The organism is Bacillus sp. AP50, assembly GCF_040492675.1.
Lineage (GTDB): Bacteria > Bacillota > Bacilli > Bacillales > Bacillaceae_G > Bacillus_A > Bacillus_A cereus.
In genome coordinates this window covers 1-19,938 of record NZ_JBEUTW010000156.1, presented here as the reverse complement: position 1 = coordinate 19,938, position 19,938 = coordinate 1, and the positions used below count along the sequence as shown (strand labels likewise).

Here is a 19,938-nt window from a genome sequence, read left to right as displayed (position 1 = left end):
TTAAAGTTTTAATTTATGATTTCAGGATGTGGTTTTATATGTTAGTAATAATTTCACTGTTTCTGCACAACTTCTGCACATGCTTAGGCGAGTTCTATGTCATGATATATTCATAAAGTGAAATATTTCACAAGGAAAAAATATATTTTCACTGCGGTGTATGCATAATTAACACATACATCGGTACAAGTTTGTCTCTTGTTATTCTTTTACATCAAAGCCCACATTCCACTACAAAGTATAACAAGAAGGGGACATGAACATGAATAATCGATTTTTAAAACAACTACAAAATATGAAAATGAACAAAAAAAGTTTAGGAGTTGTAGCATTAACAGCTGGAATTATTAGTACGACACTTATTCCTCAAAATGCTTATGCGCACGGTTTTGTTGAAAAGCCCGGTAGCCGATCCGCTTTATGTAGTCCAACTTATGGTGCGCTAAATGTAAACTGTGGAAGTGTTATGTATGAACCACAAAGTTTAGAAGCTCCAAAAGGGTTCCCACAAGGTGGTCCAGTAGATGGACAAATTGCTTCAGCAGGCGGAAAATTTGGTGGTATTTTAGATCAACAAACAGCAAATCGTTGGTTTAAAAATACAATCACTGGTGGGGAAAATACATTTACTTGGAAGTATACTGCGCCTCACTTAACGAGTAAGTGGCATTACTATATTACTAAAAAAGGATGGAATCCAAATAAAGCGCTAACAAGAGCAGATTTCGAACCAATTGGAACTGTACAACATGATGGTTCTGCAGCTTCAAATAATTTAACTCATAAAATCAATGTACCTACTGATCGTAGTGGATATCATGTGATTTTAGCAGTATGGGATGTAGCTGATACAGCAAATGCATTCTATAATGTAATTGATGTTAATCTTATTAATGATGTGAAACCAGACATAGAAGCACCAAGTATTCCAAATGGACTTCAGACGCAAAAAGTAACAGCGAATAGTGTAGAACTAACATGGAACGCTTCTACGGATAATGTAGGGGTAAAAGGATATCAAATCTTCCGTAACGGAGAGATGATTGATACAGTACCAGGGACTCATTTTATTGATAAGAAGTTACAACCAAGTACAGAATACTCTTATACTGTAAAAGCAATTGACGCAGCTGGCAATGTATCGACAGAAAGTACAGCGCTTACAGTAAAAACGACAGTTGAGACTCCTGATACAGAAGCACCAACACAACCAAAAGGATTACATAGTATGGGAACGACAGCGTCAAGTGTGGATTTAATGTGGAGTCCATCTGACGATAATATTGGTGTAGACCATTATGATATTTATAGAGAAACAGAAGGATCAATGAAAAAGATTGCAACATCCAATACAACTTCTTATTTGGATAAAAATCTGCTCGCTAATACTACTTATAAATATGTAGTGAAAGCTGTTGATGTAGCTGGAAATGAATCCGTACAGAGTGATATATTCACAATTACTACAAAAACCGAAAGCGCTTCATATGAAGCGTGGGATGCAAAAAAAGCATATAAAAAGGGAGATAGAGTTTTACACGAAGGAAAAGTATATGAAGCAGTCCAGAGTTATCAAGGAAATGGTGATCCAAACTGGATTTATGCATTATCATTATGGAAAACAGTGTAAGCTTTACTTAGGTATGAACTAAGAGATGATGGGCTTTGATGCAAAAGGTAATCTTGAGAATTCACTTTTCTATTAATAAAAAAGGGTAGTGTATGAATACATAAGATTCATATACTACCCTTTTTATTATGATAACATTTTCGTCATAAGTATGTGCGGAATGCCATCTTCCATAAATATATCAGAAGAAGTTTCATAGTCTAATTTTTTATAAAATCCTTCAGCTTGTGTTTGACCGTGTAGTTTCACTTTCGTAACTTGTTCGTTACGAGCAAGTTCTTCTAACGTTTGAATGATGACTTTACCTAATCCGTATGTACGATAATCTTTTAAAATACAAATACGTTCTAATTTTCCGACACCATCAACAAATCGTATACGACCTGTGCCTACAGGAAGTTCATGATAATAAACTAAAATATGTTTACATTGCTCTCCGATTTCATCGAATGTATCGAATTCATCTGCAAGAGGGACACCTTGTTCTTTTACAAATACTTCTTTTCGAATATGAAAGGCAGTTTCTAAATCAGCAAGTTCTGTTATAAGTTTGGATTGCAAAATGTTCAGTCCTTTCTAGTGTAATCAGTTTGCGTTTTCCTAGTATATCATAATAAAGCACTATTAAGAGAAGAAGAACATACTAAAAAGCCAACTTTAAAAAGTTAGCTTTTATTACAATTTCTTTATCCCATTTTTAGTACCAATAATTGCTGTACTCGTCATACTTATAAACAACCCTGTTTCAACTACACCAGTAATCATTTTTAATTGGGTGTGTAAATGGGCAGGATTAGAAATATGATTAGGGAATATACAATCGATAATCAGGTTATTGTTATCGGTTATATAAGTTTCATCATTTTTCAAACGTAATGTGGTTTGACACCCTAAAGACTGAATTTTATTTTCGGTTTGTTTCCATGAAAAAGGGATGATTTCAACAGGTAATGGAAAATTACCTAAATGTGTTACAAATTTCGATTCATCAGCAATGATAATTAGTTCTTTAGAGGAAGAGGCAACGATTTTTTCACGAAGTAATGCACCACCACCGCCTTTTATAAGTTGTAAATTTGAATCAATTTCATCCGCTCCATCAATTGTAAGATCAAGGCTTTGTACGTCGTTTAACGAAATTAGGGGGATATTTAGTTGCTGTGCTAATGCTTCAGTTTCCTTTGATGTTGGTACAGCTTGAAATGATAATCCTTCTTTTACACGTTCACCTAATTTTTGTATTGTCCAATATACAGTAGAACCTGTACCAAGCCCAATTTTCATGCCATCATTTACAAAGTTAGCAGCATATTCGCCAGCGAGCTGTTTTAAATTCATCACTTTACTCCGCCGGGCGTGGCCCAGCATCAAGACCTGAATTTTCAACTGTAAGTACCGGACGAACGACTATATCTTTATGTACACGCATTTGACAAGATAATCGTAAATGATCTTCAATTCCTTTTTCCGTCATTGCATGTTTCTCATTCGCACTCGCTTCACAGAAATCACCTGCTAGTATTTCTACTCTACAAGTTGTACAACGTGCATTCCCGCCGCAACGATGAAGAATGTTGACACCGCTATCTTCAATTGCTAATACTAACTTTGTTCCTTCTTTCACATCAAAAGTTCCCGCACCTTCAATTGTTAATTTTGGCAAATTTGTTCCTCCTCACGTAAAATTGTACATAACATATTTATGACCGCGAATTATTGAACATAAACATTATTTTTTTATATCCCCGTAACTTTTTTTAATGTTGAATCGTTTATTAAGTAAGCGCTGAAAAGGAGTGGTTATTTTGTGCACAAAAGTAACTCATGTTTTAAAGAATCATATCGATATGAATCATTCAAATATAAACTTTTTAATTGAACAATATGGAGAGTTAAAAAGATACTGTACTTTTTTAACGAAAAACAAATGGGATGGGGAAGATCTCGCCCAAGAAACAGTGTGTAAAGTGCTTCGAAAATATAGAAATAAAGATATTTGTATGACACTCGTCTATAAAATAGCAAGAAATCGTTGGTTAGATCAGATGAAGTCTAAGTCTGTTCATGAAAAAATAAGAGGACAAATCACTTTTGAAGAACCACATGAGAACATTGCAGATTTGCATGAAATGGTAGGGAAAGTATTGTCTTCATTAAATGTACAGCAATCCGCAATTTTATTATTAAAAGATGTTTTTCAATATAGTATCGCTGATATTGCTAAAGTGTGTTCTGTATCAGAAGGTGCAGTGAAAGCTTCTTTATTTCGGAGTAGAAATAGGCTGAAAACTGTAAGTGAAGAAGGGATTGAGATAGTCGAATTCACAGAGGATATTGAAGTTGTTGTAACATCTATTCGTGAGGAAAGACCAGAATTATTAACGAAGCTTCTTCCGACAATAGATTTTACTAAATTACCATCTAAACAGCCAGTCTTATTATTTAATGTGAAAAACCCTTCTTCCTACAGTTATATGCTTTACGCAGCATAACAAGTATTGGAGGGATTTAAAATGAATGCAATTCCATATGTAGTAGAACAAACAAAATTAGGAGAACGTTCCTATGATATATATTCAAGGTTATTAAAAGACCGCATTATTATTATCGGCTCAGAAATTAATGATCAAGTAGCGAGTAGTGTCGTAGCGCAATTATTATTTTTAGAAGCAGAAGATGCAGAAAAAGATATATTCTTATACATCAATAGCCCTGGCGGTTCAACGACAGCAGGTTTTGCAATATTAGATACGATGAATTTAATTAAACCAGATGTGCAAACGCTATGCATGGGCTTTGCGGCATCATTCGGTGCATTGTTATTATTATCAGGAGCAAAAGGAAAACGGTTTGCTCTCCCTAACAGTGAAATTATGATTCATCAGCCGCTTGGTGGTGCACAAGGGCAAGCAACAGAAATTGAAATAACTGCGAAAAGAATATTAAAGTTAAAGCATGATATTAATAAAATGATTGCAGAAAAAACGGGGCAACCGATTGAAAGAGTAGCACATGATACAGAAAGAGATTATTTTATGACTGCAGAAGAAGCGAAGGCATATGGGATTGTAGATAACGTTGTTACGAAAAAATAAGTTAAAAACAGGCTAGAGGATATGCTAACCCTCTAGCCTATTTTTATTAATCTTTTATCCATTCATCAACTAGCGCTTGATTCTTCTTAATCCATTTTCGCGCCGCTTCTTCGGGATCTTTCGTTTTATTTAACTCGACCATTAATGTACCAAGCTGTTCATCGTTCATCTTCCATTTGTCAAAGTATTTTATGATATCCGGATGGTCTTTTTCGAAACCTTTACGAACAGAGTAATAAATGTCATCTTTTTCACCATATACTTTCTTAGGGTCTTTTAAATATTTTAAGTCAAATTCTGAAAAGCCCCAATGCGGATTCCAAAGCGTAACAGCGATTGGTTTCTTTTTCGTATATGCTTTCTTTAGTTCACTCATCATCGCAGCTTCAGAGGATTGGACAAGTTTTAGTTTTATATCATATTCTTTCATTGCTTTATTCGTTAAATTCATAAGACTACTACCGGGTTCGATACCGACAATTTTATTCTCTAGTTCATCTTTATGAGCATTTAAATCTTCGATACTGTTTATGTTTTTCATATAAGAAGGGACGACTAAACCTAGTCCAGTACCTTCGTACCATTTTGATTTTAAGACAATATCATCTTTATAACGATCGTTTAGCGGTTTATCTGTAACTGGTAGCCATACTTCTAAATTCGCATCAACATCACCACGAGCGACACCAGTCCAAATTGCGGCTTTTTCTAAATACATGAGCTCAACTTTGTAGCCTTTTTCTTCTAATAAAACTTTCCACATGTTTGCGGTTGCAATATTTTCTTTCCAACTTGTTACACCAAGTTTAATTTTTCCTTTCGAATTTGCATTTGTTGCATTACATGAAGTGAAAATCATAGTAATAAATAATGCAAGGCATATAAACCAAATTTTCTTTCGCATCGAAAACCTCCTAAGTAACGTTTGCCTTATAAAATAAATGTATAAGTAAGCATTCTTATTATGAACGGAAACGAGAATTTTAAAGAAATCTTATGAATGTCATTTTTATGTAATATTTCTTGGTAAAATCGCAACACTATGTGAATAGATGGGTAGAAAAGGAGTAGTGACATGGATAATACAAAGGTGCGTGTTGAAAACGTAACAAAAGTATTCGGGAAACATCCGCAAAGGGCCCTTTCCTTATTAAAAGAAGGAAAAAGTAAATCGGAAATTTTAAAAGAGACAGGAATGAACGTTGGGGTGAAAAAAGCAACGTTTGAAGTTTACTCTGGAGAGATTTTCGTTATTATGGGTTTGTCTGGTAGCGGGAAATCTACGCTAGTTCGTATGTTAAATCAATTGATTAAACCAACTGCAGGTCATATATACATAGATGGTGAAGACATCGCAACGATGGGAAAAGAAGAGTTACGGAGAGTAAGAAGAACGAAAATGAGTATGGTATTTCAGAAATTCGCTCTATTTCCGCATCGTACAGTTATACAAAATGTTGCATATGGTTTAGAAATACAAGGAGTTCCGGTTGAAGAGCGAGAGAAAAAAGCGTTAGAATCGCTACAGTTAGTAGGACTCGATCATCATAAAGATAATTACCCAAGTCAACTTAGTGGTGGTATGCAACAGCGCGTTGGAATCGCAAGGGCACTAACGAATAATCCAGATGTATTACTAATGGACGAGTCATTCAGTGCATTAGATCCACTTATTCGAAAAGAAATGCAAGATGAATTGTTAGAGTTACAAGATAAAATGGAAAAAACGATTATATTTATTACGCATGATTTAGACGAAGCGCTTCGAATTGGAGATCGTATCGCATTAATGAAAGATGGAGAAATCGTCCAAATTGGAACACCAGAAGAAATTATGATGAGCCCCGCTAATGAATTTGTAGAAAAGTTTGTTGCGGATGTGAATTTAGGAAAAGTAATTACGGCGGAGTCTATTTTAAAACGACCAGAAACTTTATTAATTGATCGTGGACCTCGTGTAGCCCTTCAAATTATGAGGAATGCAGGTGTTTCAACTGTATATGTTGTAAACAAAAAGTATGAGTTTTTAGGTATATTAACTGCGGATGATGCGAGTAAAGCAGTACAAAAACAGTGGCCGATTGCTGATTTATTACTTAATGATATTCCGCATGTGTATTTGGATACTTTACTGGAAGAGACATATGCAAAAATGGCAGAGATGAAATATCCGTTACCAGTAATCGATGAGAAGAAAAGGCTAAGAGGAATTATTAAACGCGAAAGTGTCATTCAAGCTCTTGCAGGAAACATTGAGGAAGAGGTGAAAGACGATGAATAGTATACCGCGGATTCCATTAGGGGAATGGGTCGACTCATTTGTTGCAAGTTTATATGAGCACTTTGAAGGCTTATTCCGAGGATTCTCTTATATTATTGGCGGATTTGTTGATTTACTCACTAATTTTTTAACAATAATACCCGCCATATTGATGATTATTATCTTATGTTTCCTCATTTGGTACACAACGAGGAAATTATCTTTAGTCATTTTTACGCTTATTGGATTATTATTTATTTTGAATATTAACTACTGGGCACAAACGATGCAAACATTGGCACTCGTACTTACGTCTGTTATTATTTCAATTATTGTCGGAATTCCAATTGGTATATTAGCATCTCAAAATGAACGTTTCTCAAAATTTTTAAAACCAACATTAGATTTTATGCAAACAATGCCTGCATTCGTATACCTTATTCCAGCGATTACATTTTTCGGAGTAGGTGTAGTACCTGGAATTATTGCATCAGTAATCTTTGCAATGCCACCGACAATTCGTTTTACTGACTTAGGAATTAGACAAGTTCCAGAAGATTTAATTGAAGCAGCGAATGCATTTGGATCCACAGCATCACAAAAACTATTTAAAGTACAATTACCACTTGCAACCGGAACGATTATGGCTGGTGTGAACCAAAGCATTATGCTTTCGTTATCGATGGTTGTAACAGCATCACTTGTAGGAGCTCCAGGACTTGGAGTTGATGTATATCGCTCTGTAACACAAGTTAATATCGGAATGGGATTTGAAGCTGGATTAGCTATCGTAGTAATCGCAATTATATTAGATCGAATTACACAAGGGTTCCATACGAAAAGAAAATAATGAATAAAAAACACACTTTTATAATACAAAGTGTGTTTTTTATTGCATCCAGATCACATACGAACGATAACAGAACCTCCAGCTGGCGCACAAACTTGGTTTTTTGTTGTTCCATTGATTTAATTAATTGATTATTTTCCTCGATTAATGAGATTAATTTAGTTAATTGATTTTCAAGACTTGCAATACGCTGCATCATATATTGTGAATCATGATGCAATGTATTCCTTGCGGGATGAGGGGAATAAACATACTGTTGATTTATATTTGGATTCCAATGAGGATACATTTGAATCGTTCCTCCTTCAATAAATTACGAAGCTTTCTTATAGTAAATGCCTATGTATAATTAATAGTTACTTGAAAATTTTCCAATATAAAAGGAGTATGTACAGAAAATGGAAAATATTGTATGTGAAGTTACAGTACATTTTTTGGAAATATTTAAGCGAGATAGTCCTTATATTAATACATTCAAGTAAATGTATGTTATTTAGGGAGAAATGATGGGAGGAGATGTAATTTTGGCTAAAAATAAAAAAAGAAATGATGCTTTGGCAATAGGTGTCGGTATAGGAGTTGTAATTGGTGTATTTCAAGGGCACTTTACAAATAATTTAGTAATCGGAATTGTGATTGGGATTATAATTGGGATTGCGTTTTTGAAGAAATAATGAGATGTAAATTCATTTCAAAAATTGTTGTATCAAAAGAATGAAAATTCAGAATACTAAACCTGTTTTTCCTTTTTTTGTGATATTATATATGAAAAGGAAGGTGATGGATATGTCAACAAACAATCAAATAGAACAAAACTGTTTCATTTGCAAAAAACATATAGGAAATATTATAGTTCCAGGTGGAGCTATTTACGAAGATGAACTCGTTTACGTTGGACATGTCCACTGGGATAGTGAAGAAACATACCTGGGTTATGTAATGATAGATATAAAAAGACATGTACCTGGCCTTGCTGAACTAACAGATGAAGAAGCGAAAGCGTTCGGACTTATAACAAGTAGAGTAAGTAAAGCGCTAAAAGAAAGCGAAGGTGCAGAGCATATTTACACTTTTGTTTCAGGAAATGGTGTACCACATATGCATATGCACATTATTCCGCGTTATCCGAATACACCAAAAGAGTTTTGGTCACCAACCGAGATAGCGAAATGGACTGGCGCACCATATGGTGACGAAGAGAAAATAAAAAAACTATGTGAAAGAATACGAAAGTATATGGTAAATGAGTATGCATACAAAAAATAATACACAATATTCATGGGTTGGAAATATAGAAATGTGTTTAGGAGAAATTTCAGTTAAACAATATGGTGATATTGTACTTGGTAAATATGGTGGGAATATAAGTGCTGGAGCGAAAAAGAATGAAGATGGTGCATTAGTTTGGTCAAATGGCGAATGGGAATTTGCAGCTATATTAGATGGACATAATAGTGCAGAAAGTGTTGATTTAGTAGTAAATACAATCGAAAAAGAATATGAAAATATAAAAGTAATTTTGAATGAACCAATTAATACAGTGTTTCAATCTGTTGAAAATCATATACTGACAATTTTTCAGGCATCTTCATTTAAGGAAAAGTGCAAAAAAATTAAAGGTGAAACAGCTTGCATACTATGTGTAAGGAAAGAAAATTGTATATGGTGGCTTTCTATCGGTGATTGTTTAGTGTATGTATTTCATGAAGAGTTACATAAGTTAGGACAATATGCATTAAATCAACGTCATTTTTACGAATGGATTGGAAATGTAAACACATTTGATTTACCTGTTCCTTGCTATTCATCAGGTATTCGTGAATTACGTACTGGAAAGAACCGAATTGTAATGGTGACAGATGGAGTATTAGAATGCGGGGAACGCCGATATGAAATACCTGTAAATTTGTATAATGCTATGAACAGAAATGATAAAACACTTAAAGAAAATATTCACAATGTTTTAGAACACGTGCATCATCAGTTGGGACGTGATAGTGCGACTATAATTAGTTGGGACGTAGAAAATAAAAGGAATGCTACGTATCCGAGTGATCAGCCGGAGAAAATGAAAGTAAGAAAATAAAAGGATAGTTTTTTTGTCAATTAGAAAAATAACTCTATTAATTTTATGAGTACTATCTGCATTCATTTTGAAAAAATAGCAAGAAAAAAGTTATACATCCCGAAGAAAAGGATGGGAAATAGATTGTTGTTGTACAATACATAAAACATGTCTTGATAAAACTACTACTAAAGAAGTAAGCATAAAGAAAATGAAGATATTATCGAAACATTAAAAAATTATATAGTCCACTTTGTTACGAAAACATAATTAATTTAATAGGAGGGAATGCAATGGGCAACTCTACTATTTGGATTATAGTTATTAGTATGATAATTGGAGGATATTTTTTAGAAAAGTTTTTAAGGAAAAAATTAAATATGCCAAAGGGGAATGTTTGGATATATAAACATATAAATGGTTTACATGTAAAATTAGAAATAGGTCTTTTTATCATATATCTTATAGTAAGTTTTATTTATCTGTTCAAAGTAGAAAATGCTAATATAGGAATTGCTGTACTTACTTATTTTGGAGCAATTTCCTTATTACGCGTATGGATGGAATGGAAGTATAACAGAGAAACAAAGGAATATATTCTTTCTATAATTGGATTCTTTGCATTTGTTTTTATGGTTTCAATGTTACTTTATTTTGATCCTCTTTCTACATATTAATATCGTTTTGTTTTTTTATGATGAATATTTAAAAAGAGTAGCTACCATTATTTATCTTGATAGTTACTCTTTTTATTTACAACTTCCTAAAACTCCTCAAAACAAGATATTCCCACAATCTCCAAGGAAGAATCTTCTTCGCAAAGATCATAAATTTCACACCTTTACCGATTGGATATCGTAAATTTGTACGCTTAGATTCAGCAATTTCTACAATTTTATTAGCAACATCTATCGCATTACCAAATGTATCACTGCCGCTATTAATATGTTTTTGTATTTTATCCATATACTCTTTGTAAGGAGATGTTGTATCAGATTGGTTTTCAGCGAGTTGTTTCCCAACCTCCCATATGTTTGTGTTATAAGAACCTGGTTCAATTAAAGCAACATCTATTCCGAAAGGTTTTACTTCTAAGCGAAGTGATTCACTCCAGCCTTCTAATGCATATTTTGAAGATACATAAGGAGATAAACCAGGGAATCCAACTTGGCCGCTAATGCTGCTAATATTAATGATTTTTCCACTTCTTTGTTTTCTCATATACGGTAAGACAAGCTGGGTAATTGATATAGCCCCAAATAGGTTCGTTTCAAATTGTTTGCGGTATTCCTCTACTGGAATTTCTTCTACAAAGCCCCCATTTGCATATCCTGCGTTATTAACAAGAAGGTCTACTTTTTGTATTTCTTTTAAAAATAATTGGAAGTTATGTATAGAATTTTGATCGGTTACATCTAATTGTTGAACTTTTATATTTTGCTGTAAGTTGAGTTCAGTAACTTGAGATAGTAAGGTTCCTTGTTTTTCTAGGTTTCGCATTGTAGCAATGACTAAATAGTCTTTTTTCGCAAGTTCAAGCGTTGCTAATAGGCCGAATCCACTTGAAGCCCCAGTAATAATTGCAATTTTTTTATTCATTGTCGGCTCGCTTTCTTTTTCTTTTATCATAACGAGATATAAAGGTAAAAGCTATTTATTGTATAAAGATATTTGTTATAATTGAAAATAATTATCAATTGATTGTAATTTGTATATAAAAGGAGTGTGGATTTCATGAAGACTAACAGTTTTCATGATATTTTTAGTAAATATTTTCATGGGTTACAAGTTGTAGAAGAAAGATATATGTATGTGCCAAAAACAATAGGTATGGGTGAAGTGCGAAGGTGGAGCTCGTTTTCTGGAATGGAAATAGTGCTATCAAATTACCAGTTTCATAAAAACCATCGCATTCAATTTGCATCGGATGCAGCAATGGTGGAACTTAATTTTTGTTTACAAGGATCCGGGGAAGTACAAGTTGGTTACTCTACAAATAAATTAATGGCTGGGAATAGCTATTTATATTTTATGAATGACTTTGAAGTTCTATTTGAATATGAAAAAGAAACTCCACTATATTCATTAGCAATTGGAATTCCTGTACAGTTGTTTAATCATTTCATGCTAAATTGTGCTATTGAAAAAAGTCATGATTTTCATACTATAATAGGAAATCAATCTTTTAAAAAGTTTCAAACCCCCATTGATGCCCTAACATCTAATATTATTAAGAGAATGTTAGAGAATCCCCAAAAGGATCGTATTAATCAACTCGAAATAGAAAGTAAAGCGCTCGAATTGCTTTCTATATACTTTGGGAAAGTATTACTGAATGATCGTGATGCAAATAAAAGGAGCCAATTATCCAAAAAGGATTTAAATAAAATAAAACAAGCTGAAGAAATTTTACTTCAAAGAATGGAGTCACCCCCATCATTATTAGAATTGGCTAAAATAGTAGGATTAAATGATTATAAATTAAAAATTGGTTTTAAAGAATTATTTGGCACGTCCACATTTGCATATTTAAGAGAACAGCGAATGGAAAGAGCAATGCTTTTATTGCGTTCGGGAACTAGTAATGTGACCGAAACGGCAGTTGCTGTTGGATACAATAATATTAGTCATTTTTCAGAGTCATTTAAAAAGAAATATGGAATGAAACCTTCTGAAATTTTGCGTATGTATTAAAAATCCGTTATACCGTAAACTCCTCCACCATTTGGTAGTTGTATTTTGTCATAATCATTATAATTACAATCAACATCCAATTGGAAATAATTTTTTATGGAGGAATTTAAATGAAAGAGCGGAATGAAAGTCATTTTTGGATATTTGTATTAATAGGAATCTTTCTTATTATAACAACAACTGGTTTCGCCCGTATGGCATATGGAATTATACTGCCATTTATGCAGGAAGGACTTCACTTATCTACGGCTCAATCAGGTATGCTAGGAACCATACTTTTTTTAGGTTATTTATTAACTGTAGGAACATCTGGAATATTTACTATCCGTTTTGGCGCAAAATCAGTTTTATTAATAGGCAGTTGGTTCGTCGTTATAAGCTTAATGGGATTAGCGTTTGTTTCTTCGTTTTGGATAGTTGCTTTTTGTATGCTATGTGCTGGAGCTGGTAGTGCTCTTGTATATACACCACTCATGTCAATAACGGTAGGGTGGTTTCCAGACAAAAGAGGAACTGTAATGGGACTGTTATTAAGCGGTGCAGGTATAGGTATGCTATTTAGTGGAATAATTGTTCCTTATGTAGTGCGCACATTTCCTGAGTATAGTTGGCGTGGTGCATGGTTTTTGTTTGGAGTTATTACATGTATCATTGTATTTGCCGCTTCAGTTGTTTTGAAAAATCCAGAAGTTACTGAAGATGAGCAAAAAATGAGTAATAAATCGTTTTTATGGAAAACGAAAGAACTATATATCATTGCATGGATGTATTTTATTGTTGGTGTTGTATATTTAATTCCAAATTTATATCAAACTAGTTTTATGATTGATAGTGGTATCTCAGCATCAATTTCGGGGACTGTTTATGCAATTGCTGGCATCTTTTCAATCGTAGGAGCATCTGTCTGGGGATTTATTTCGGATCGAATTGGTATAAAGAAGAGTTTATGTAGTGCGCTTTTATTAGCTATTATAGGTGATATGGCTCCAATTATATTTGGAAATATAACTGGTTTTATCGTGTCGGCAATTATTTGGGGTTCTAGCCTCGGAGGTATACTATTATTAATTCAAGTTGCAGCTTCAAAGCAAGTATCTCCGAAATATGTCTCAATGGCAATTAGTTTTATATCTGTTTTCTATGCAGTTGGGCAAATGATTGGACCTGGAATTGCGGGCTGGGTTATTGAGAGAAGTGGTTATGCATTAGCTTATGTATTAGGTGCTTTCGGTTTCTTTATGTGCATATGTATGGGGTTATGCTTAAAAAGAGGAAATCTTACAAACTCAGCGTATTTAGAGAAGTGAGTATTGTCATGAAATGAATCTTTTTAACAGGAGGGAAGAAAAATGGTCCATGTGAAAGATGTATTAGCAGATCAGTTATTAGCAAATGCAAATGATCCCAGTTGGTATATGCCATTTTCAGATGCAGTTAAGGATTTATCTGAGAGGGAAGCTTTCTGGAAACCGAATGAAGAGTGTAATAGTATAGCTGAAATTGTACAACATTTACTGTATTGGAACTCTACGTGGCAAACTAGGTATAAAGAATCAAATGTTAATGCAGTACCCTCTATAGGAGATAATAACAAAAGTTTTATGCTTTCAGATAATCAAACTTTCGATGAATTACGGGAAAAACTACTAGAAAAACTGTTACAATGGCAAAATCTTATAAATGAAGAAAAGGTTGAAAGTGATGTAGTAGGATTTCCTGTTTCTGCAAAGTGGTGGGAAGTGTTAGCGAATGTAACAACTCATAATGCATATCATATTGGCCAAATTATTTACATCCGAAAATTACAGCGGAGCTTTGATAATGAATAAAATAATAGTTCTCAAATTAGGTGAACAAAAGTGGACAAAACGAGACAGATGTCTCATTTTGTCCACTTTTTTATTATGAAAGAAAAGAGAAAACCTATTAAATCAAGGATTAGAATTTGGCACGGTACTTGCAATATAAAAGATGATCAAGAAAATAGGAGGGCTGGACATGTTAAAAACAACTGAAAGTAAAGGGAATGAAATTACGAAAGAACAAGCTCGTTGGATGTATGAAAAAATGTTAGAGATTCGTAAGTTTGAAGATAAGGTACATGAATTGTTCGCGCAAGGCGTTTTGCCAGGTTTCGTTCATTTATACGCAGGTGAAGAAGCGGTAGCAGTTGGTGTATGTGCCCACTTAACGGATAGTGACAGTATTACAAGTACACATAGAGGTCATGGACATTGTATCGCAAAAGGTTGTGATTTAAATGGTATGATGGCTGAACTTTTCGGGAAAGCGACAGGATTATGTAAAGGTAAAGGCGGTTCCATGCATATTGCGGATTTAGATAAAGGAATGCTTGGTGCTAATGGCATTGTAGGCGGGGGTTTCCCACTTGCTTGCGGTTCAGCATTGACAGCTAAATATAAAGGAACAAAAGATGTAAGTGTTTGTTTCTTCGGTGACGGAGCAAATAATGAAGGAACATTCCATGAAGGGGTTAATTTAGCGGCGATTTGGAAGTTACCAGTTATTTTTATTGCAGAAAATAACGGTTACGGTGAAGCAACTACATTTGAATATGCTTCAAGTTGTGATTCTATTGCGGATCGTGCAAAAGCTTATAATATTCCAGGCGTTCAAGTAGATGGAAAAGATCTTCTAGCTGTATATAAAGCTGCTGCAGAAGCAGTGGAACGTGCGCGTAATGGTGATGGTCCAACAATTATTGAATGTATGACATATCGTAATTACGGTCATTTTGAAGGTGAAGCGCAAACATATAAAATATCAGAAGAAAAAGAAGAACATTTAAATGAAAAAGATGCGATTGTGAATTTCCGTAAGCATTTAATTCATGAAGATTTATTAACGGAATCTGAACTTGTTGATATGGAAAAAGCAGTAGATGATGCAGTACAAAGATCCATTGAATTTAGTGAAAATAGTCCATACCCAGACGATGAAGAATTATTAAAAGATGTATACGTTTCTTACAAATAAGAGGAGGGTGAAAAAATATGACTAGAACAGTAAGTATGTCAACTGCAATTAATGAAGCAATGAAAATCTCAATGCGTCGTGATGAAAATGTAATTTTAATAGGTGAAGACGTTGCAGGCGGTGCACAAGTTGATCATCTGCAAGATGATGAAGCTTGGGGTGGTGTTCTTGGTGTTACGAAAGGACTTGTACAAGAGTTTGGCCGAAATCGTATATTGGATACACCAATTTCTGAAGCGGGTTATATGGGAGCTGCGATGGCAGCTGCTGCAACTGGGTTACGTCCGATAGCTGAATTAATGTTTAATGATTTTATTGGTAGTTGTCTTGATCAAGTATTAAACCAAGGTGCAAAATTCCGCTATATGTTTGGTGGTAAAGCGAAAGTGCCAGTTACGGTACGTACGATGCACGGTGCAGGTTTTAGCGCAGCTGCACAACATTCACAAAGTTTGTATGCCTTATTTACGAGCATTCCAGGTATAAAAGTTGTCGTTCCTTCTACTCCATATGACGCAAAAGGCTTATTATTAGCGGCAATTGAAGATGACGACCCGGTAATCTTCTTTGAAGATAAAACACTTTACAATATGAAAGGTGAAGTGCCGGAAGGGTATTATACAATTTCTTTAGGAAAAGCAGATATTAAACGAGAAGGTTCTGATGTAACAATTGTCGCAATCGGAAAACAAGTTCATACAGCACTTGCAGCTGCAAAGCAATTATCGAAAAAGGGGCTTGAAGTAGAAGTAATTGATCCACGATCTTTATCACCGCTTGATGAAGATACTATTTTATCATCTGTTGAAAAAACAAATCGTCTTATCGTTATTGACGAAGCGAATCCAAGATGTAGTATCGCAACAGATATTGCGGCAATTGTAGCGGATAAAGGTTTTGATTTGTTAGATGCACCTATTAAACGAATTACAGCACCACATACACCTGTTCCGTTCTCACCACCACTTGAAAAGTTGTATTTGCCAACGCCAGAAAAAGTAATTGAAACTGTATCAGAAATGATTGGAGACCAATCTTTATTACATGTGTAATAAAACGATGAGAAGGGAGAGAGACACATGGCTGTAGAAGTTGTAATGCCGAAGTTAGGTATGGCGATGAAAGAAGGTATTATTACGAGCTGGAATATTAAAGCAGGCGATAATGTAGCAAAAGGAGAACTAATTGCTAGTATTAATTCAGAAAAAATTGAAACGGAAATTGAAGCGCCAGCTGATGGTACGGTACTTGATATAGCTGTAAGTGAAGATGTAGGAGTGCCGCCTGGTACTGTAATTTGCTACATCGGTAAACCAAATGAAAAAGTAGAAATGCAGGAAAGCACACATGTGGTAGAAGAAAAAACATCTAATATAGAAGTACAAAATCAAGAACCAAATGGGAAAGAAGTAGCGAAGCAAAGAATTAAAATTTCACCTGTAGCGAAGAAAATTGCAAAGTCTGAAAATCTGGATATCAAGGCATTAGTTGGTACAGGTCCTGGCGGAAGGATTACAAAGGCAGATGTATTAAAGGCGCTAGAAGAAAGAGTAGCAAATCCAGAAGTACCTGAACAAGAAGAAAGTACAGTCGTTCCTGTTACTGGTATGAGAAAAGCAATTGCGAGTCGTATGCATGCAAGCTTACAAAATAGTGCGCAATTAACGTTAACGATGAAAGTAGATGTTACAGATTTAGTTGCATTACATAAAGACATAGCGGAAGTTGTGCAAAAACGATACGAAAACAAACTAACCATTACGGATTTCGTTTCTCGTGCTGTTGTATTAGCGCTTAGAGAGCATAAAGAAATGAACAGCGCTTATATAGATGATGCCATTCATCAATTTGAACATGTGCATTTAGGCATAGCAGTCGCATTAGAAAAAGGATTAGTCGTTCCAGCTATTCGCTTTGCAAATAATTTATCTTTAGTAGAGTTGTCTAAAGAGATTAAGGATATGGCACAAAAGGCGCGAGCAGGTAGCTTAAGTAGTGATGATATGCACGGAACGACATTTACAATTAGTAATTTAGGTAGCTTTGGTATTGAATATTTCACACCTGTATTAAATACACCTGAGACTGGTATTTTAGGTATTGGCGCAATTGAACATGTTCCTGTATATAAAGGGAAAAATTTTAAAAAAGGTAGTATGTTACCTTTAAGTTTAACATTCGACCATCGTGTACTAGACGGTGCACCAGCAGCTGCATTTTTACGCACAATTAAATATTATTTAGAAGAACCTATAACAATTCTTTTATAAAGAGAAGGTGAGAGAATGAGTAAATTAGTTGTAATTGGAGGCGGACCAGCTGGATATGTAGCGGCAATTACCGCGGCTCAAAATGGAAAAGAGGTCACTCTTATTGATGAAGCTGACCTTGGCGGAACGTGTTTAAATGTTGGGTGTATGCCGACGAAATCATTGTTAGAAAGTGCAGAAGTGCATGACATTGTGAGAAAAGCGAATGATTATGGGGTTACGCTTAATACAGGAAGTATATCAATTGATTGGGATCAAATACAGGCAAGGAAATCACAAATCGTAATGCAACTCGTCCAAGGAATACAATATTTAATGAAGAAAAATAAAATTAAAGTTGTAAAAGGAAAAGCGAAATTCGAAACGGATCATCGTGTGCGAGTTGTACAAGGAAATAAAGAAGAAGTAGTGGATGGAGAGAGGTTTATTATCGCAGCTGGTTCCGAACCTACAGAATTACCATTCGCTCCGTTTGATGGAAAATGGATTTTAAATAGTAGCCATGCGATGTCTCTTGAGAGTGTACCATCTTCATTGTTAATCGTTGGCGGTGGTGTAATAGGATGTGAGTTTGCAAGTATTTATAGTCGCCTTGGGACAAAAGTTACGATTGTTGAAATGGCACCGCAATTATTACCAGGTGAAGATGAAGATATCGCACATATTTTAAGAGAGAAATTAGAAAATGATGGCGTAGAAATATTTACAGGAGCTGCTTTAAAAGGATTAAATAATTATAAGAAGCAAGCTTCATTTGAATATGAAGGTAGTATCCAAGAAGCTAACCCGGAATATGTTCTCATTTCTGTCGGCCGAAAACCACGTGTACAACAATTAGATTTAGAAAAAGCAGGGGTTCAGTTTTCAAATAAAGGGATTGCTGTGAACGAACATATGCAAACGAACGTATCACATATTTACGCAGCTGGTGATGTGATCGGTGGAATTCAGCTTGCTCACGTTGCCTTCCATGAAGGAACTACGGCAGCATTACACGCGAGTGGAGAAGATGTAAAAGTAAACTACCATGCTGTACCTCGCTGTATTTATACAGCTCCAGAAATTGCTAGTGTCGGTTTAACAGAAAAAGATGCAAGAGAGCAGTACGGTGACATGCAAATTGGAGAATTTCCTTTTACAGTAAACGGAAAAGCGCTTATTATTGGCGAACAAATGGGTAAAGTAAAAGTCATTGTGGAACCTAAATACCAAGAAATTGTAGGGATTTCTATTATTGGTCCTCATGCCACTGAACTTATTGGACAAGGAACTGTAATGATTCATACAGAAGTTACCGCTGATATAATGAGAGATTATATTGCAGCACATCCAACTTTATCTGAGGCGATTCATGAAGCGTTAATGCAAGCAGTAGGACATGCTGTACATGCTTAAATAGAAATATGATAAACCACTATTCTCTAAATGAAAGAGAGAATAGTGGTTTGAATTTTTATAGAAGAAATTAAATGTCTTATTACTATTTAATTTCAATCGCTGAAGTAATATCGTTCCAATCAGCAGCTAAATTAGCAGTTTTACCGTACCAATCAGCGTGTTTAAATAAAACGCCTTTTCCATATCCTTGTGTTGAAGTGTGCTCCCAAAGTGTCGTTGAATAACTTGCAGAAGGTGACGCTGTACTTACAGAAGAAATTCTGTCATTCCAGCTAGACGGTAAGTTTTTAAATCCGCTGCTCCAGTAAATGTATTGGCCACCTTTATCTTTATGTTCATAAAAATCAGTACTACCAGCACCGCTACCTAAAGGATTAATTTTATTTTTAATTGCTTTTTTATCCTTTTCAATATACGCATCTAATGTTTCACGACTAGTAAAACCATAAGCTAGCCAATCCCCATTTTCATTTTGCTCTGGTAATACCATAGTAATTTGGATGTTTTTCTTATCCTGATCATTTAATTTTGCAAATGAATTAACATTTTGTTCATCCACTTTTAAATAATCAAATGACTTAATTGTGTTGCTTTTTTCTTCAGCACTTACCACACCTAGTCCTCCAGTTAATGCAAAACCCGCTACTAATGTTCCTGCTACTAATTTCTTCAACATATA

Annotated in this window: 22 protein-coding genes and 1 pseudogene; 16 read left to right on the top strand and 7 right to left on the bottom strand. The window is 34.6% G+C overall.

From position 1 onward, the window contains the following. Positions 1 to 262: 262 nt before the first annotated feature. The gene (locus tag ABWK52_RS13725) at positions 263 to 1,630 is read left to right on the top strand and encodes a lytic polysaccharide monooxygenase (RefSeq protein ID WP_001065164.1); all 1,368 of its coding nucleotides are present in this window, start codon (positions 263 to 265) and stop codon (positions 1,628 to 1,630) included. A 126-nt stretch (positions 1,631 to 1,756) separates the two neighbouring features. Here the strand turns inward: ABWK52_RS13725 and ABWK52_RS13720 are convergent, their stop codons facing one another. The 3 genes from ABWK52_RS13720 to ABWK52_RS13710 all read right to left on the bottom strand — a co-directional run bounded on the left by ABWK52_RS13720 (position 1,757) and on the right by ABWK52_RS13710 (position 3,293). Then, entirely contained in the window at positions 1,757 to 2,191 is a 435-nt protein-coding gene (locus ABWK52_RS13720) for a GNAT family N-acetyltransferase (protein ID WP_001190864.1), read from the bottom strand. Between the two features lie 114 nt (positions 2,192 to 2,305). Then, positions 2,306 to 2,968, bottom strand: coding sequence for a ribose 5-phosphate isomerase A (rpiA, locus tag ABWK52_RS13715; RefSeq protein WP_001049986.1), 663 nt, complete (start codon positions 2,966 to 2,968; stop codon positions 2,306 to 2,308). 4 nt (positions 2,969 to 2,972) lie between these two features. Further along, positions 2,973 to 3,293 carry a 2Fe-2S iron-sulfur cluster-binding protein gene (locus ABWK52_RS13710; RefSeq protein WP_001125388.1) on the bottom strand — a complete coding sequence of 107 codons (321 nt, stop codon included), beginning with the start codon at positions 3,291 to 3,293 and terminating at the stop codon, positions 2,973 to 2,975. Between the two features lie 142 nt (positions 3,294 to 3,435). Here ABWK52_RS13710 and ABWK52_RS13705 point away from each other — a divergent pair, with 142 nt between their 5' ends. Beyond that, positions 3,436 to 4,122, top strand: a complete 687-nt coding sequence (locus tag ABWK52_RS13705; protein ID WP_000337520.1) for an RNA polymerase subunit sigma-70 — start codon at positions 3,436 to 3,438, stop codon at positions 4,120 to 4,122. A gap of 21 nt (positions 4,123 to 4,143) precedes the next feature. After that, the gene (gene clpP, locus ABWK52_RS13700) at positions 4,144 to 4,725 is read left to right on the top strand and encodes an ATP-dependent Clp endopeptidase proteolytic subunit ClpP (protein ID WP_000991611.1); all 582 of its coding nucleotides are present in this window, start codon (positions 4,144 to 4,146) and stop codon (positions 4,723 to 4,725) included. Between the two features lie 46 nt (positions 4,726 to 4,771). Here clpP and ABWK52_RS13695 read toward each other — a convergent pair whose 3' ends face one another. Beyond that, entirely contained in the window at positions 4,772 to 5,629 is an 858-nt protein-coding gene (locus tag ABWK52_RS13695) for a glycine betaine ABC transporter substrate-binding protein (protein WP_001227619.1), read from the bottom strand. Between the two features lie 171 nt (positions 5,630 to 5,800). Here ABWK52_RS13695 and ABWK52_RS13690 point away from each other — a divergent pair, with 171 nt between their 5' ends. Further along, entirely contained in the window at positions 5,801 to 7,006 is a 1,206-nt protein-coding gene (locus ABWK52_RS13690; RefSeq protein ID WP_000370606.1) for a quaternary amine ABC transporter ATP-binding protein, read from the top strand. Beyond that, positions 6,999 to 7,835 carry an ABC transporter permease gene (locus ABWK52_RS13685; RefSeq protein ID WP_001084760.1) on the top strand — a complete coding sequence of 279 codons (837 nt, stop codon included), beginning with the start codon at positions 6,999 to 7,001 and terminating at the stop codon, positions 7,833 to 7,835. The genes ABWK52_RS13690 and ABWK52_RS13685 overlap by 8 nt, the downstream gene beginning before the upstream one ends. 53 nt (positions 7,836 to 7,888) lie before the next feature. On the opposite strand, the pseudogene ABWK52_RS13680 reads toward ABWK52_RS13685, so the two are convergent. Then, positions 7,889 to 8,124: pseudogene (locus ABWK52_RS13680) on the bottom strand (hypothetical protein). 217 nt (positions 8,125 to 8,341) lie between these two features. Between ABWK52_RS13680 and ABWK52_RS13675 the strand changes: the two are divergent. The 4 genes from ABWK52_RS13675 (at position 8,342) to ABWK52_RS13660 (ending at position 10,577) form a co-directional block, all read left to right on the top strand. Next, positions 8,342 to 8,509, top strand: a complete 168-nt coding sequence (locus ABWK52_RS13675) for a hypothetical protein (protein WP_000508470.1) — start codon at positions 8,342 to 8,344, stop codon at positions 8,507 to 8,509. Between the two features lie 91 nt (positions 8,510 to 8,600). Further along, on the top strand, positions 8,601 to 9,101 hold the full coding sequence (locus tag ABWK52_RS13670) for an HIT family protein (protein ID WP_003284488.1): 501 nt from the start codon (positions 8,601 to 8,603) through the stop codon (positions 9,099 to 9,101). After that, complete coding sequence (locus ABWK52_RS13665) at positions 9,085 to 9,921, top strand: PP2C family serine/threonine-protein phosphatase (RefSeq protein ID WP_353771958.1); 837 nt, start codon at positions 9,085 to 9,087, stop codon at positions 9,919 to 9,921. The genes ABWK52_RS13670 and ABWK52_RS13665 overlap by 17 nt, the downstream gene beginning before the upstream one ends. A gap of 272 nt (positions 9,922 to 10,193) precedes the next feature. Continuing rightward, on the top strand, positions 10,194 to 10,577 hold the full coding sequence (locus ABWK52_RS13660) for a DUF4181 domain-containing protein (protein ID WP_000528450.1): 384 nt from the start codon (positions 10,194 to 10,196) through the stop codon (positions 10,575 to 10,577). Between the two features lie 76 nt (positions 10,578 to 10,653). On the opposite strand, the gene ABWK52_RS13655 is transcribed toward ABWK52_RS13660, so the two are convergent. Beyond that, on the bottom strand, positions 10,654 to 11,499 hold the full coding sequence (locus ABWK52_RS13655; RefSeq protein ID WP_218010714.1) for an oxidoreductase: 846 nt from the start codon (positions 11,497 to 11,499) through the stop codon (positions 10,654 to 10,656). A gap of 135 nt (positions 11,500 to 11,634) precedes the next feature. Between ABWK52_RS13655 and ABWK52_RS13650 the strand changes: the two genes are divergently transcribed. The 7 genes from ABWK52_RS13650 to lpdA all read left to right on the top strand — a co-directional run bounded on the left by ABWK52_RS13650 (position 11,635) and on the right by lpdA (position 19,256). Then, on the top strand, positions 11,635 to 12,594 hold the full coding sequence (locus tag ABWK52_RS13650; RefSeq protein ID WP_000856359.1) for a helix-turn-helix transcriptional regulator: 960 nt from the start codon (positions 11,635 to 11,637) through the stop codon (positions 12,592 to 12,594). A 110-nt stretch (positions 12,595 to 12,704) separates the two neighbouring features. Next, entirely contained in the window at positions 12,705 to 13,901 is a 1,197-nt protein-coding gene (locus tag ABWK52_RS13645; protein WP_000664566.1) for an MFS transporter, read from the top strand. Between the two features lie 42 nt (positions 13,902 to 13,943). Then, on the top strand, positions 13,944 to 14,423 hold the full coding sequence (locus ABWK52_RS13640; RefSeq protein ID WP_098541914.1) for a DinB family protein: 480 nt from the start codon (positions 13,944 to 13,946) through the stop codon (positions 14,421 to 14,423). Between the two features lie 169 nt (positions 14,424 to 14,592). Beyond that, positions 14,593 to 15,591 (top strand): acetoin:2,6-dichlorophenolindophenol oxidoreductase subunit alpha, encoded by a 999-nt coding sequence (gene acoA / locus ABWK52_RS13635; RefSeq protein WP_098022667.1) that lies wholly within the window; start codon positions 14,593 to 14,595, stop codon positions 15,589 to 15,591. A 17-nt stretch (positions 15,592 to 15,608) separates the two neighbouring features. Beyond that, on the top strand, positions 15,609 to 16,643 hold the full coding sequence (gene acoB / locus ABWK52_RS13630; RefSeq protein WP_000198907.1) for an acetoin:2,6-dichlorophenolindophenol oxidoreductase subunit beta: 1,035 nt from the start codon (positions 15,609 to 15,611) through the stop codon (positions 16,641 to 16,643). Positions 16,644 to 16,670: 27 nt separating this feature from the next. Next, a complete protein-coding gene (locus tag ABWK52_RS13625) occupies positions 16,671 to 17,861 on the top strand; it encodes a dihydrolipoamide acetyltransferase family protein (protein ID WP_098541912.1) in 1,191 nt (396 codons plus the stop codon). A gap of 15 nt (positions 17,862 to 17,876) precedes the next feature. Continuing rightward, entirely contained in the window at positions 17,877 to 19,256 is a 1,380-nt protein-coding gene (gene lpdA / locus ABWK52_RS13620; protein WP_098541910.1) for a dihydrolipoyl dehydrogenase, read from the top strand. 85 nt (positions 19,257 to 19,341) lie between these two features. On the opposite strand, the gene ABWK52_RS13615 is transcribed toward lpdA, so the two are convergent. Beyond that, the gene (locus tag ABWK52_RS13615; RefSeq protein ID WP_061656032.1) at positions 19,342 to 19,935 is read right to left on the bottom strand and encodes a hypothetical protein; all 594 of its coding nucleotides are present in this window, start codon (positions 19,933 to 19,935) and stop codon (positions 19,342 to 19,344) included. Positions 19,936 to 19,938 lie beyond the last annotated feature (3 nt).